At 71.6% G+C, this 13,679-nt stretch carries 11 protein-coding genes; 5 read left to right on the plus strand and 6 right to left on the minus strand.

Annotation, left to right across the window (positions count from 1 at the left end; all coding sequences use genetic code 11):
• Positions 1 to 26: 26 nt before the first annotated feature.
• The 3 genes from OG587_RS09450 to rho all read right to left on the minus strand — a co-directional run bounded on the left by OG587_RS09450 (position 27) and on the right by rho (position 4,126).
• Positions 27 to 1,793, minus strand: a complete 1,767-nt coding sequence (locus OG587_RS09450) for a S9 family peptidase (RefSeq protein WP_329088800.1) — start codon at positions 1,791 to 1,793, stop codon at positions 27 to 29.
• A 176-nt stretch (positions 1,794 to 1,969) separates the two neighbouring features.
• Positions 1,970 to 2,800, minus strand: coding sequence for a putative RNA methyltransferase (locus OG587_RS09455; protein WP_329088802.1), 831 nt, complete (start codon positions 2,798 to 2,800; stop codon positions 1,970 to 1,972).
• Between the two features lie 93 nt (positions 2,801 to 2,893).
• Positions 2,894 to 4,126: a transcription termination factor Rho gene (rho, locus tag OG587_RS09460; protein WP_329088804.1), complete on the minus strand. Its 1,233-nt coding sequence runs from the start codon at positions 4,124 to 4,126 to the stop codon at positions 2,894 to 2,896.
• Positions 4,127 to 4,288: 162 nt separating this feature from the next.
• Between rho and OG587_RS09465 the strand changes: the two genes are divergently transcribed.
• Positions 4,289 to 5,035 carry an MBL fold metallo-hydrolase gene (locus tag OG587_RS09465; protein WP_329088805.1) on the plus strand — a complete coding sequence of 249 codons (747 nt, stop codon included), beginning with the start codon at positions 4,289 to 4,291 and terminating at the stop codon, positions 5,033 to 5,035.
• Positions 5,036 to 5,133: 98 nt separating this feature from the next.
• Here the strand turns inward: OG587_RS09465 and OG587_RS09470 are convergent, their stop codons facing one another.
• Both OG587_RS09470 and OG587_RS09475 read right to left on the minus strand, forming a co-directional pair.
• A complete protein-coding gene (locus OG587_RS09470) occupies positions 5,134 to 6,357 on the minus strand; it encodes an MFS transporter (protein ID WP_329088807.1) in 1,224 nt (407 codons plus the stop codon).
• A gap of 61 nt (positions 6,358 to 6,418) precedes the next feature.
• A complete protein-coding gene (locus tag OG587_RS09475) occupies positions 6,419 to 7,150 on the minus strand; it encodes a helix-turn-helix domain-containing protein (protein ID WP_329088809.1) in 732 nt (243 codons plus the stop codon).
• Positions 7,151 to 7,223: 73 nt separating this feature from the next.
• On the opposite strand from OG587_RS09475, the gene OG587_RS09480 reads away from it, so the two are divergent.
• Complete coding sequence (locus tag OG587_RS09480) at positions 7,224 to 8,516, plus strand: benzoate/H(+) symporter BenE family transporter (RefSeq protein ID WP_329088811.1); 1,293 nt, start codon at positions 7,224 to 7,226, stop codon at positions 8,514 to 8,516.
• Positions 8,517 to 8,529: 13 nt separating this feature from the next.
• On the opposite strand, the gene OG587_RS09485 is transcribed toward OG587_RS09480, so the two are convergent.
• Positions 8,530 to 9,003, minus strand: a complete 474-nt coding sequence (locus tag OG587_RS09485) for a hypothetical protein (RefSeq protein WP_329088813.1) — start codon at positions 9,001 to 9,003, stop codon at positions 8,530 to 8,532.
• A 234-nt stretch (positions 9,004 to 9,237) separates the two neighbouring features.
• On the opposite strand from OG587_RS09485, the gene OG587_RS09490 reads away from it, so the two are divergent.
• From OG587_RS09490 to OG587_RS09500, 3 genes are all read left to right on the plus strand, one after another.
• Positions 9,238 to 10,203, plus strand: a complete 966-nt coding sequence (locus OG587_RS09490) for a magnesium transporter CorA family protein (protein ID WP_329088815.1) — start codon at positions 9,238 to 9,240, stop codon at positions 10,201 to 10,203.
• A 138-nt stretch (positions 10,204 to 10,341) separates the two neighbouring features.
• Positions 10,342 to 12,915: a sensor histidine kinase gene (locus tag OG587_RS09495; RefSeq protein ID WP_329088817.1), complete on the plus strand. Its 2,574-nt coding sequence runs from the start codon at positions 10,342 to 10,344 to the stop codon at positions 12,913 to 12,915.
• Positions 12,912 to 13,580: a response regulator gene (locus OG587_RS09500; protein WP_329088819.1), complete on the plus strand. Its 669-nt coding sequence runs from the start codon at positions 12,912 to 12,914 to the stop codon at positions 13,578 to 13,580. Before OG587_RS09495 ends, OG587_RS09500 begins: the two co-directional genes overlap by 4 nt.
• The last annotated feature ends 99 nt before the right edge of the window (positions 13,581 to 13,679 follow it).

Genomic DNA, 13,679 nt, shown 5'->3' on the forward strand with positions numbered 1-13,679 from the left:
TCACCCCTCTCGCGGGGTGATACGGGCTATATGTCGGTCTTCACGTGCTTTCGGGCGAATTCCAGCTGCGCCGACATCTGCGCGATGCGCTCGGAGACGACCAGGGAGCCGTGGCCCGCGTCGTAGCGGTACACCCTGTGATCGTGGTCGCGCTCGGCGAGCCGGGTCACGTACGCCTCGATCTGCCCGATCGGGCAGCGCGGGTCGTTCTCCCCGGCGAGGATCAGCAGCGGCGCCTCGACCTGGTCGACGTAGGTGATCGGCGAGCTGTTCACGTACCGCTCGCGCTGCTCCTCGGGTGAGCCGCCGAGCAGCGCGCGGTGGTAGGAGCGCAGCGCCTCCGTCTCCTCCTCGTAGGTGGCGACGTGGTCGGCGATCGGCACCGTGGCGATGCCCGCCGCCCACATCTTGGGCTGGGTGCCCAGGCCGAGCAGCGTGAGGTAGCCGCCCCAGGAGGCGCCGGACAGCACCAGCCGGTCGGGGTCGCAGACGCCGCGGTCGACCATGGCGTCCCTGACGGCGGCCACGTCGGCCAGCTCGATGTGCCCGACGTCGCCGTGCAGGGCGTTCCGCCAGGCGGAGCCGTAGCCGGTGGATCCCCGGTAGTTGACCCGTACGACCGCGAAGCCGAGATCCACCCAGGCGGCCACCTGCGGCACGAAGGAGTCGTCGTCCTGCGCGGTGGGGCCGCCGTGCAGCACGAAGACCGTGGGGAAGGGGCCGGAGCCGCGCTCGGGGCGCGAGACCAGGGCGTGGATGCGGCCACCGGGCCCCTCCACGTCCACGTCCTCGACCGGGACCGACGGGGGTGAGGTGGGACCGCCGTGGTTCATCACCACGTGGCCGCTGGTCGACCGGATCAGTGGCGGGTGGGCCCCGCTGGACCAGGAGTACTCGACGGAGCCGTCGGGGCGGGGCGCGGCGGCGTCGATCACGCCGTGCTGGGTCTCGATCGGGAAGAACCCGCCGCCGGGAAGGTCGTAGCGGGTCAGATAGGTGCGGCCCCGGTTGCCTCGCACGACGAGCAGCGAGCGGCCGTCGCCGTACCAGTCGGCGGTGATCTCGCCCGGGTCGCGCAGCCAGATCTCCCGCTGGTCGCCGGTCTCGGGGTCCCAGACGAGAGGCTCGCGACGGCCCCTGCGCTCGTGCAGGGTGAGCAGGCGGCGGTCTCCGGACACCGGTGCGAAGCGCAGGCCGACGACGCCCTTGCCGGGGCCGTCGTGCAGGTCGCCGACGACCTCGCCGTTGCGCCGGAGCACGCGCAGCCCGGGGTGCCGGGCGTCGCCGCGCTCGCTGTGGCTGATCGCGATCAGCGAGCCGTCCAGGGAGACCGCGGAGACGGCGGCCGCCTCGGCGTGCTCGTAGATCGTCCGCGCGGGCTCGCCCGGCTGGATGAGATGGATGGTGAAGCCCTGCCCCGGCCTGGCCATGCCGATGACCGCGTCGCCCGTCGCCGAGAGCCCGAGCCCGGCGGGGAAGCCGGGGGCGAGGTCGATCGGCTGGTCGGGGCCGCCGTAGAAGGGCTGGCGCATCCACCGGCCCCACTCGTCGCCGTCGGTGTCGTCGAACCACCAGATCCACTGCCCGGTGGGATCGATCGCGCCGTGCGAGGTGCCCTTGGGCCGTGAGGTCGCCTGGCGGGTGGAGCCACCCGCGCGGTCCCAGGCGTAGACCTCCCACGCCCCCGAGGCGTTGCTGCGGTAGACGGACCGGCTGGGAGCCTGGCCCGCCCACACGGGCAACGTCGCGCGCGGCGCACGGAACCTGGCCTGCCAGCGCTCCTCCGCCTTCATATGGCGCTTCCCTCCGTCAAGGCGTCAGCTTCACGCGTCCAGGCGCGGGCTCGCCGGATTGCGGTCCAGTATGTCGTCTTCACCGGCTAATTGCTTGAGTAATGTCTGGGAATTTCGGACTAAAAGTCACATCAGTAACAGGTGCCTCGAAGGTGGCTGTCAAGCACACAGCTTGCTCACAGGTGGTGCTTAAAGATAGACATACGGAAAGAAGCCTCCACGAGGCTCAATTCTGGAAGCTCTACGATTTTTCTTCGCATAACTTCCGTCTCCGTATGCCAGGCGCTGGGTCCCATTCCCACGACCGCCTCGACCGCATCATGCCCCAGGGTCATCTCGAACGCGAGAGTGCTCCGGCCGGTCTCGACGAAGTGCTCGCTCAGGCTCTCCGCCACACGTCGCTCCTTCGATTCGTCCACCGACAGGAGCCCCAGCCGCTCCACCAGCGGCGCGAGGTGCCGTGAGGTGGGTGTGACCACTACGAGCTCACCATCCCCCTTGAGCACCCGTGCGAACTCTGCCCCATTTCTGGGGGCGAACACATTGAGAAGCACATCTATCGTGCCATCTCCCAACGGCAGTGGCCTCCACACGTCGGCCACCACCGCCCCCAGCCGGGGATGGGCCCGCGCGGCCCGCCTGATCGCGTGCTTGGAAACGTCCAGTGCCACCCCCGTGGCTCCCGGCAGCGCGTCGAGCGCCCGCGCGAGATAGTAGCCCGTCCCGGCCCCGGCGTCCGCGACCACCTTCGCGCCGGTACGGCAGGCGCCGGCGACCGCCTCCGCCAGCGGGGCGTAGTGCCCGGCGCCGAGGAACGCGTCCCTGGCCGCCACCATGGCCGCGCTGTCGGCCGTTCCCGGCACCCGCGACCCGGTCAGCAGGCTGACGTATCCCTGCCTGGCCACGTCGAAGCCGTGCCCCAGGGCGCACCTGAGGACCCGCTCCCCGAGCTCCAGCGAGCCTCCGCAGACCGGGCAGGCGAGGTGTTCGACGACATCGTCCAGCATGTCCTCATCATCTCGCGTCCCGCCGCGGCCGGATTGCGGCTGGATTGTGGGGACCTTCGGGGGATCCTCGGGGGATCTTTGGGGGACGACGGGTCAGGCGGTCTGCTGGATCTGCTGGAGGAAGACCGCGTTGGAGGGGGTCTCGCTGAGCCTGCCGGTGAGGAGCTCCAGGGCCTGCTGCCGCTCCAGGCCGCCCAGCGTGCGGCGCAGCCGCCAGGTGAGCTGCCGCTCCCGGGGGTCGAGGAGGATCTCCTCGCGGCGGGTGCTCGAGGCGTCGAGGTCGACGGCGGGGTAGAGGCGCTTGTCGGCGAGGGCGCGGCTGAGGCGCAACTCCATGTTGCCGGTGCCTTTGAACTCCTCGAAGAGGCTGTCGTCCATCCGCGAGCCGGTCTCGACCAGCGCGGTGGCGAGGATGGTCAGCGAGCCGCCGTCGCGCAGGTTGCGTGCGGCGCCGAAGAAGCGGCGCGGGGGGAGCAGGGCCGTGGCGTCGATGCCTCCGGCGAGGGTGCGCCCGCCGCCGGGGGCGAGGTTGTTGTACGCGCGGGCGAGCCGGGTGAGGGAGTCGAGGAGGAGGACGACGTCGTGCCCGGCCTCCGCGAGACGCTTGGCGCGCTCGACGGCGAGCTCGGCGACGGCGGTGTGGTCGCGGTCGGGACGGTCGAACGTGGACGCGGCGACCTCGCCGTGGATGGACTCGCGCATCTCGGTGACCTCCTCGGGGCGCTCGCCGACGAGCACGACCATGAGGTGGCAGTCCGGGTGGTTGGCGGTGACGGCGGCGGCCAGGTCCTGCAGGACCATCGTCTTGCCCGCCTTGGGCGGGGCGACGATCAGCCCGCGCTGGCCCTTGCCGATCGGCGTGAACAGGTCGACGACCCTGCCGGTCAGCGATCCGGTCTCCAGGCGGAGCCGGTCGCGCGGGTGGATCGGGGTCATGTCCGCGAAGTCGGGCCTGTGCCGCCGGGCGGCGGCGCCGTTCACGCTCTCCACCCCCTCCAGCCTTTCGTATGGGGCGCGTGCGGTGGCCACGACGAGGTCGCCGGGGCGCAGGCCGTACTCGGAGATCTGGGAGTGGGGCACGCGGACGTCGCGCGGGGACGGCAGGTATCCGCCGGTCCGGATGTATCCGGTACGGTCGCGGATGTCGAGCAGGCCGGTCACGGTCTCGACGGGGGCGTCGTGCCCGGAGGACCGGCCGGTCGTGGCCGCGCCGTTCCGGCGGGGGGCTTTCCCGGTGCTGCCCGGGTCGCCTCCTCGGGGACGCGGCACCTTCTTCGCGGTGATTTTTTCGATGGTGGGTTCTTTGAAAACGGGTTCCGTGGTCATGAGTGACCTTTCACGGGAGATGGGGACCGCACGCCTGACACAGGGGCGGTGGTGAGAGAAAAAGCGAGAAACGGGGGCGGATCATCGCACGCGGCCTAGCCAGCGGTGCGTCACGCCCGGTATCACGGTAGCACCGTTGCCCCATCCCGAACAGGAGAGCGGATGCTACATCAGTCCATAACAGTCGCCGGGGTCGAGGTGTTCCCGCTGTGCGACGCGGTGGGGCCGATGGGCGAGGCGATCCGGCGGCCGATGTCGCAGATGTTCCCCGGGGGCCGCCACGGCGAGTCGGACGAGTGGATCCTGCACTTCCACTGCTACCTGCTGCGCGACGCGGCGGGCCGCACGGTGCTGGTCGACACCGGCATCGGCCCCCACGACTCGCCCGCGGCGAGCTGGGCACCGGTGCCCGGCGCCCTGGGCGCGGAGCTGGCCCGGGTGGGGACCGCTCCCGGCGAGGTGGACGCCGTGGTCATCACGCACCTGCACAGCGACCACGCGAGCGGTGCGGTGGTCGCGGGGTCGCCGGTCTTCGGCAACGCCCGGCACGTCCTGCAGCGCGCCGAGATCGACGCGGCGGGCGAGGCGATCCTCGATCACGTCGTCCGGCCGCTGGGCGAGCGGGTACAGGTGGTGGACGGCGGGGCGGAGGTGCTGCCCGGCGTCCGGGTGCTGCTCACGCCGGGCCACACCCCGGGCCACCAGGTCGTCCAGGTCGGTGATCTGGTGCTGACCGGCGACGTGGTGCTGCATCCGGTGCAACTGGAGGATCCGCGGGTGCCCTACCTCTACGACGCCGACCCCGAGCTGGCCGCGGTCACGCGCGTGGAGCTGCTCGACCGGGTCAGGGCGGAGGGCGGGACGATCGGCACCGCCCACTTCGCCGAGCCCTTCACGAGGATCGTCTGAGCCGAACCTTTCACGAGGATCGTCTGAGCCGAGCCCTTCACGAGGATCGTCCAACCGGGTCCTTCACGAGGATCGTCCGAGCCGGGTCCTTCGGGGCGTCAGGAGCTCGCCTGGATGGCCGGGAGCGAGCGCCGCCGTGCCTTGCCCCGGTAGCGGACGACCTGGACGGCGCCCAGCGCCCAGATCGGGTACTGCGCGGCGAACGCCCAGCGGAAGTCGTCCAGGCCGTTGTCGCCCATGAGGTCGAGGGTGACGCCGATCAGGGCGATCACCGACACTGACGCGACGAAGCCTCCGCCGTTCACGATGCCGGTGGCCGCGCCGATCCGGGTGGCCGGGTTGAAGGTCCTGGCGTAGTCGAAGCCGATCATCGACCCCGGGCCGTTCGCCGCCAGCACCACCACGAGCGCCACCAGCAGCCAGAGCGGTGCCCGTCCCGGCCAGACCAGCACGGCGGTCCACGCCCCGGCGGTGGTGCCGATCACGATGAGCACCATCCGGGAGCGGTGGAAGGGGAACCGTCCGGCGAGGTAGCCGAGCAGCGGCCCGCACACCATGCCGCACAGGGTCAGCGTGGTCAGCAGCACGCCCGCCGTCGCGGGGGTCAGTCCCTGTCCCCGGACCAGGAACGGATACCCCCACAGCAGCAGGAACGCCGCCGCCGAGCACTGGGTGGCCGCGTGGGTCCACATGCCCAGCCGGGTGCCCGGCTCGGCCCAGGCGGCCTTCAGGCTCGGCGGCGCCCCCGTACGCTCGGGGCGGGCGTCGCGCAGCACCGTGACCAGCAGGAACGCGGAGACCAGGCCCACGACGGCGGCGCCCGCGAAGGTCGGCGTCCAGCCGTACGTGTGCAGGGAGTGGATGAGGGGCACCGCGGAGGCGATCGCGCCGAGCTGGCCGAGCAGGCCGGTGAGCTGGACCATCAGCGGGTTGCGGTGGGCGGGGAAGGAGAGGCCGACCAGCCTGATCACGCTGATGAACGTCATCGCGTCCCCGCACCCGATCAGCGCCCGCCCGGCGATACCCGGCAGCAGCCCTGCGGCCAGGGCGAAGACGAGCTCGCCGCAGGCCATCACCACGGCTCCCAGGACCAGCATGCGCTTGGAGCCGAGCCGGTCGACCAGTATCCCGACGGGCACCTGCATGCCCGCGTAGACCAGCAGCTGGCACATGGCCAGGACCGAGAGCCCCGCCGCCCCGACGCCGAGCCTCGCCGCCGCCTCGATGCCCGCCACCCCCAGCGACTGCCGGTGGAAGACGGCGACGACGTAGGCGAGTACACCCGTGGCCCAGAAGAGAATCGCCATGGACCGTGGTGTCATGGGGTAAATATTACTTTTTAGGTATTTTAAGTATGCAATCGGGTTGACCGGGGCGCCGGGATCAGCGGCGCGGGTAGCGGATGAGCAGGCTGGCGTGGACGTCCTGGTCACCGAGGACGACGTACGCGTGCGGGACGTCCGACCGCCAGGAGATGTGCTCGCCGGGGCCGGCGCGCAGGGGAGCCCCGGTCGGTCCCGCGCTGAGCGTTCCGGCGAAGACGGTCATGTGCTCGGTGACGCCCTCGTGGTGGGCGGGCGAGACCTGCGCCACCCCGGGGCGGATCACCATCCGGTAGAGCTCGTACGTCACCCCCTCGTCCTCGAAGACCTGGAGCAGCGTTCCCTCGGCGGCCGTCCCGTGGATGACGGGGGCCGTCTCGGCCGTCTCGCTCCCGCCCGCGTCCACCGGCGGGGTGCCGACGGCCATCGCGAGGGGGACGCCGAGCTCGGCGGTGATCGCCCAGAGGGTCTCCAGGGTGGGGTTGCGGGTGCCGTTCTCCAGGCCGGAGAGCGTGGCCTTGCCGACACCGGCGCCGCGGGCGAGGGCCGACAGGGAGATGCCGCGCTCCTCGCGCAGCCGGCGAATCCGCCGCCCGATGTCGAGCGTCCCGCCGTCCACGGCGGGCCGGTCGGTGGCCGCTGAGGGCCTGCCGGGCGTATGGGTGCCCGCGGCGGGCCTGACGGGCGTGCCGGTGTCCGTGGTGGGTCGTTCGAGGGTGCCGTCGTCCGCGGCGGATCGGTCTGGCGTGCCGGTTTCCCCGGCGGGCCTGGGGCTTTGTGCTCCGGAGTCCATGGGGCTATCGTGCAGCACGACGCCCGTTCCGTTTACGGAACGCCTGGCACCCTTTCCCCCGCGAGGACCGAAGATGACACGCCTGCTTCAACCCGTGCTCGCCGGAGTCGTGACCGCGGTGGTCGGTTTCGCCAGTTCCTTCGCCGTGGTCCTGGCGGGGCTCAGGGCCGTGGGCGCCGACCAGCGGCAGGCGGCGTCGGGGCTGCTCGTCCTCTGCCTGTTCATCGGCGTGGTGGCCGTCTGGCTGGGCCTGCGGCAGCGCGTTCCGATCGTCATCGCCTGGTCCACCCCGGGGTCGGCGCTGCTGGTCGCGACCGGGACCGTGGAGGGCGGTTTTCCCGTCGCGGTCGGGGCGTTCGTGGTCTCGGGACTCCTCCTCACCGCCGCCGGTCTCTTCCCCGTCCTGGGCCGGTGGCTCGCGGCCATCCCCACGCCGATCGCCGGTGCCATGCTCGCCGGGGTCCTGCTCGATCTGTGTGTCGCGCCGGTCAGGGCGCTCGCCGAGATACCGCTGATGGCGGGTCCCGTCGTGCTCACCTGGGCGCTGCTGAGCAGGTTCGCCCGCAGGTGGGCGGTCCCGGTGGCCCTCCTCGTCGCCGTCGCGGCCATCGCCCTGACCGGTCCGGGGCTGGGGGCGGTGGACGTGCGGCCGGTGCTTGAGGTGACCGTCCCGTCCTGGAGCGCCCAGGCGATGGTCAGCGTCGCGCTCCCGCTGTTCCTGGTCACCATGGCCTCGCAGAACGTGCCGGGCATGGCGGTCCTCGCCGGGTACGGCTACCGTCCCCCGCTGCGCGGGATCCTCGTCTCCACCGGCCTGGCGAGCACGCTCGGTGCCCCGCTGGGCGGCCACGCGGTGAACCTGGCGGCGATCAGCGCCGCGCTGTCCGCCGGGCCCGACGCCGATCCCGATCCGGCCCGCCGGTGGATCGCCTCGGTCACCTCGGGCGCCTCGATGATCGTTCTCGGTATCGGCTCGGGGCTGGCCACCGCGCTCGTCCTGCTCTCCCCGCCGCTGCTCGTCGAGGCCGTCGCCGGTCTCGCCCTGCTCGGCGCGCTCGTCTCGGCCGTCGCCTCCGCCGTCGCCGACCCCGAGGGCCGGGAGGCCGCGGCCGTCACCTTCGTGGTCACCGCGTCGGGACTGACGCTCCTGGGCGTGGGCGCCGCCTTCTGGGGACTCGTCGCGGGCGGGCTCATGACACTCCTGCACCGTCGAGGGAAAACCGCCGGGACCCCGGCAGACGAGATCCCAGCGGACGAGACCGTGTCAGATGAGGCCGTACCGGGTGGCGACGGGGGTTCGCCGGTCGCGGGCGAGGGGGGTCCGGACATGCCGCAGCCGGTGCGGCCCGAGGGGCGCACCGGCTGAGGGAAGACGGGGACTAGCGGTGGTCCGAGCGCCCGTGGCGACCGGCCACGAGCTGGTCGGTGGAGGACTGCCGGGGCACGTCGACCCGGGGGTGGGGCGCGGTGTCCTCGGCACGGTCGTCGACGCCGTCGCGGTCGCGGTCGACCACGGGGGCCGTCGCGGTCGCGGGGGTCGCGGGGGTCGCGGGGGTCTCTTCGAGCTTGCGCTCCAGCTCCCGCTTCTCCTCCTCCAGGCGGGTGACGCGGTCACGCGCCTCCGTCCGCGAGGTACGGAGCCTGCGACGGTGCGCGGCCGAGCGCCGCATACCGGAGAACATGATCCCCAGGCCGAGCAGGAAGACCGCTCCCGTGGCCACCCCGGCGAAGAAGAGCTCCAGCTGGGTGAACTGGAACAGGCGGTCGAACACGGTGAAGGAAGCGGTGGTGGTCGATGCCGCGGTCTCGTCCCAGGAGACCGCGATCACGGTCGCACCCGCGAGTACGATCAAGAGAAGTCCCAGCACTATCATGTGGCTACCACCTCAGGCTTTGGCTGTTGTGGTAGCCACTGCTGCCCTCGCCGAGCGGGATTATTCCTCGGATCCCGATGTCGCCGGGAAATCCGACGGACAGGCCGCCGGAAGCCGCCGTCGACATCCGGCGCCGGGGCCGGCGCGAGGGGTGGGAAATGTGGATCTCCCGATGATTTCCGGGCTGTCGCGGCAGGTCTAAGGTTGGCGCCCATGGACCGTACCCGCCTGTATCGCAACGGCGTCCTGGAGGCCGAGGGCTTTCCCATCGACGACATCTCCGAGCACGTGGGGGACGAGTCCGCCGTCGTCTGGTTCGACCTCTGTTCGCCCACGCAGGCGGACCTGGCGAAGATCAGCGAGGAGCTGGGTCTCCACCCCCTGGCCGTCGAGGACGCGCTCCACAGCCACCAGCGTCCCAAGCTCGACACCTACGACAGTCACCTGTTCATCACCACCTACGCGGCGAGGCTCATGGAGGAGGGAATCGACTTCATCGAGGTCTCGATCTTCGCGACCAAGAACGCCCTGGTCACCGTGAGGGAGAACCCCGAGTTCGACATCGACGAGGTGCTCAGGCGCTGGGACGCCAACTCCGTCATGGTCAAGTTCGGGGTGCCGTACCTGCTGCACGGTCTGCTCGACTACATCGTGGACGGCTACTTCGACGTGCTGCAGGGGGTGGACGACCGGGTCGAGGAGCTGGAGGACAATCTCTTCCAGGACAATCCCGGGGACATGCCGCACATCCAGCGCCGGACCTTCGAGATGCACAAGAAGCTGGTGCGCTTCCGGCGGCTGGCGGTGCCGACGCGCGAGGTCGTGGGCAGCCTGCTGCGCAGGCAGGACGTCATGGATCCCAAGCTGGCCCCGTACTACCAGGACATCTACGACCACACCCTGCGCACCGCGGAGTGGAGCGAGTCCCTGCAGGATCTGGTGAGCAATGTCCGCGAGGCCCACATGAACCAGCAGGGGTTCCGGCTCAACGACATCATGAAGAAGATCACCAGCTGGGCGGCCATCATCGCGGTGCCCACGATGATCACCGGTTTCTACGGGCAGAACGTGCCCTACCCCGGCTTCGACCAGTCGATCGGGTTCTGGACCTCCACGATTCTGATCATCGTGGGCACCGTCCTGCTCTACCGGGCGTTCAAGAAGCGCAACTGGCTCTGACCCGGCCGTCGTCCTCCGCCGCTCACCGGGTCACCCGATCAGCGGGGAGACCGTCCACCGTAGCCTGGCCTCAGGGAAGAACAGCCGGGTCCGGCCCGGCGTCCGGCAGGTATCGGTGATCGGCGAAGGACGAGCTGCATGGCACGCGGACGGCTGCGCGTCTATCTGGGGGCGGCCCCCGGAGTGGGCAAGACCTTCGCGATGCTGGCCGAGGGGCGCCGGCGCCAGGAGCGCGGCACCGATGTGGTGATCGGGCTGGTGGAGACGCACGGGCGGGAGCGCGTCGAGAAGCTGCTGGAGGGGATGGAGATCGTCCCGCGCGTGGCGGTGGAGCACCGCGGGACCGTGGTCGGCGAGCTGGACGTCGACGCCGTCATCGCCAGGCGGCCGGGGGTCGTCCTGGTCGACGAGCTGGCCCACACCAACGTGCCGGGCTCGCGCAACGCCAAGCGCTGGCAGGACGTGGAGGAGATCCTGGAGTCCGGGATCGACGTCGTCTCCACCGTCAACGTCCAGCATCTGGAGTCGCTCCGCGACGCGGTCGAGGAGATCACCGGGGTGGTCCAGCGCGAGACGGTGCCCGACGAGGTGGTGCGGCGGGCCGGGCAGGTGGAGCTGGTGGACATGACCCCGGAGGCGTTGCGCCGCCGGATGGCGCACGGCGACGTGTACGCGCCGGAGAAGGCGGACGCGGCACTGTCGAGGTACTTCCAGCTGGACAACCTGACGGCGCTGCGCGAGCTGTCGCTGCTGTGGGTGGCGGGCAAGGTCGACGACCAGCTCGGTCGCTACCGCACCGAGCACCGCGTCGCCGGGGTGTGGGAGACCCGGGAGCGGGTGGTGGTGGCGCTGGCCGGAGGCCCGGAGGGGGAGACCCTGGTACGCCGGGCGGCGCGGATCGCGGCCCGGTCCCCCCGGGCGGACCTGCTGGCGGTGCACGTGACGATGGCCGACGGGCTCGCGGGCGCCGACCCGGCGCACCTGGCCCGGCAGCGCGCGCTGGTGGAGAGCCTGGGCGGCAGCTACCACCAGGTGGTGGGCGACAACGTGTCGCGGGCGCTGCTGGAGTTCGCCCGGCGGGTGAACGCCACCCAACTGGTGCTGGGGGTCTCCCGGCGCGGGTGGCTCGCGCGGATCCTCTCCCGGGGGGTCGGCGTGACCACGGCCGCGTACTCGGGGACGGTCGACGTCCACATGATCACCCACGGGGAGGTGGGGGAGTTCGGCGGACGCGGCCCTTCACGCGCCGCGCTCACCCGTTCCCGCAGGCTGGCCGGCTGGGGGACGGCACTGCTCGGACTTCCCCTGCTCACCGCCGCCCTCCTGGAGTTCAGGCAGGCGACGACGCTGCCGAGCGTGATATTGCTGTTCCTGCTGATGGTGGTCTGCGTCGCGCTGGCCGGTGGGATGTGGCCCGCGATCACCGCCGCGGTGGCAGGTTTCGCCCTCCTCAACTGGTTCTTCACGCCGCCGTTCCACTCGCTGGCCGTGACGCGGCCGGAGAATCTGCTCGCCCTGGTCGTCTACGTACTGGTCGCGATCATGGTGAGCGCGGTCGTCGACCTCGCGGCCCGCCGCGCCAGGGAGGCCGCCCGCGCGGGCGCGGAGGCCGAGGTGCTGGCGACCCTCGCCGGGTACGTGCTGCGGGGCGAGGCGGCGCTGCCGTCCCTGCTCTCCCGGCTCAGGGAGACCTTCGGGCTGGTCTCCGTCACCCTGCTGGAACGCCGGAGCGATGGCCCTGCCGGTTCTGAGGACAGGCCGGACGATCCGGACGGCTGGCGGATCGTGGCGACCGGGGGCGGGGAGCCGTCCACCCGTCCCGGCCTCGCCGACACCGACGTGGTCGTCGACGACGATCTGGTGCTGGCCGTACGCGGATGGCTGCCCGGGGCGTCCGGCCGCAGGGTGCTGGAGGCGTTCGCCGCCGAGGCGGCGGTGGCACTGCGCCACCAGCGCCTCGCCGAGCAGGCGGAACGGCTGCGCCCGCTCGCCGAGGCCGACAGGATGCGCACCGCGCTGCTCGCCGCGGTCAGCCACGACCTGCGCACCCCGCTCGCCTCGGCCAGGGCCGCCGTGGAGGGCCTGCGCGCCACCGACGTCGACTGGTCGCCGGAGGACAGGGAGGAGTTGCTCGCCACCGCCGGCGAGTCCCTGACCAAGCTGGACCGCCTGGTCGCCAACCTGCTCGACATGAGCCGCCTGCAGGCGGGGGTGCTCGGGCTGACACTGGAGCCGACCGCGCTCGAGGACGTCGTTCCCCGGGTCATCGACGACCTGGGCCCGCTCCGCGACCGGGCGCGCGACCGCCTGCCCGAGGACCTCCCGGAGATCGCCGCCGACCCGGTGCTGCTCGAACGCGTACTGGTCAACCTCGTCTCCAACGCCGTCCGCCACAGCCCGCCGGGCGTCGCCGTGCTGATCGGCGCGGGCGTGAGCGGCGACGGCGAGCACGTGGAGATCAGGGTCGTCGACCGGGGGCCCGGCATCCCCGAGGAGGCGCGCGACCGGGTCTTCATGCCCTTTCAGCGGCTCGGCGACCGTGACAACGCCACCGGTGTCGGTCTCGGCCTCGCGCTCTCCCGGGGGCTGGCGGAGGCGATGGGCGGCACCCTCGTACCGGACGAGACACCGGGCGGTGGCCTCACCATGATCCTGACCCTGCCCGTCTTCCCGCGGCACCGGGCCGCGCCCGAACCCGTGGAGGACCCGTGACGCGCATCCTCGTCGTCGACGACGAGCCCCAGCTCCTGCGGGCGCTGCGGATCAACCTGGCCGCCCGCCGGTACGAGGTGGCCGTGGCCGCGGACGGCGCCGCCGCGCTGCGCCAGGCCGCCGACTGGCACCCCGACCTGGTCGTGCTCGACCTCGGCCTGCCCGACATGGACGGGGTGGACGTCATCCACGGCCTGCGCGGCTGGACCAGCGTCCCGATCATCGTGCTGTCCGGCAGGGTCGAGGGCCACGACAAGGTGGAGGCCCTGGACGCGGGCGCGGACGACTACGTCATCAAGCCGTTCGGCGTCGACGAGCTGCTCGCCAGGATCCGCGCGGTGTCGCGCCGCACCTTCGCCCCCGAGGAGGAACCGGCCCGGTTCGTGATCGGCGATCACGAGGTGGACCTGGCGGGCAAGACCGTCTCCGGCGGCGTGCGGCTCACGCCCACCGAGTGGCGCCTGCTGGAGATCCTGGTCCGCAACCCCGGCAAGCTGATCACCCAGCGCCGCCTGCTGAACGACGTCTGGGGTGCCTCCTACAGCAAGGAGACCAACTACCTTCGCCAGTACATGGCCCAGATGCGCAAGAAACTGGAACGCGACCCCGCCCACCCGGTCCACCTGCTCACCGAACCGGGCATGGGCTACCGCTTCCAGCCCTGACCGGCCCCTTCCGGGTACGGTCTCAACCAGCGGACACCCCCGTGTCAACCAGGGGATTACCGGGAATCGGTCAGGCATGAGCCCGTAGACCCTCCTGGA

The sequence above is a fragment of the Streptosporangium sp. NBC_01469 genome (genome assembly GCF_036227305.1).
In the GTDB taxonomy this organism is placed as follows: Bacteria; Actinomycetota; Actinomycetes; order Streptosporangiales; family Streptosporangiaceae; genus Streptosporangium.

Bases quoted from the DNA above. Each gene is read 5' to 3' on its own strand.
- OG587_RS09450 (WP_329088800.1), bottom strand. From the start codon at position 1,793: ATGAAGGCGGAGGAGCGCTGGCAGGCCAGGTTCCGTGCGCCGCGCGCG.
- OG587_RS09455 (WP_329088802.1), bottom strand. From the start codon at position 2,800: ATGCTGGACGATGTCGTCGAACACCTCGCCTGCCCGGTCTGCGGAGGC.
- rho (WP_329088804.1), bottom strand. From the start codon at position 4,126: ATGACCACGGAACCCGTTTTCAAAGAACCCACCATCGAAAAAATCACC.
- OG587_RS09465 (WP_329088805.1), top strand. From the start codon at position 4,289: ATGCTACATCAGTCCATAACAGTCGCCGGGGTCGAGGTGTTCCCGCTG.
- OG587_RS09470 (WP_329088807.1), bottom strand. From the start codon at position 6,357: ATGACACCACGGTCCATGGCGATTCTCTTCTGGGCCACGGGTGTACTC.
- OG587_RS09475 (WP_329088809.1), bottom strand. From the start codon at position 7,150: ATGGACTCCGGAGCACAAAGCCCCAGGCCCGCCGGGGAAACCGGCACG.
- OG587_RS09480 (WP_329088811.1), top strand. From the start codon at position 7,224: ATGACACGCCTGCTTCAACCCGTGCTCGCCGGAGTCGTGACCGCGGTG.
- OG587_RS09490 (WP_329088815.1), top strand. From the start codon at position 9,238: ATGGACCGTACCCGCCTGTATCGCAACGGCGTCCTGGAGGCCGAGGGC.
- OG587_RS09495 (WP_329088817.1), top strand. From the start codon at position 10,342: ATGGCACGCGGACGGCTGCGCGTCTATCTGGGGGCGGCCCCCGGAGTG.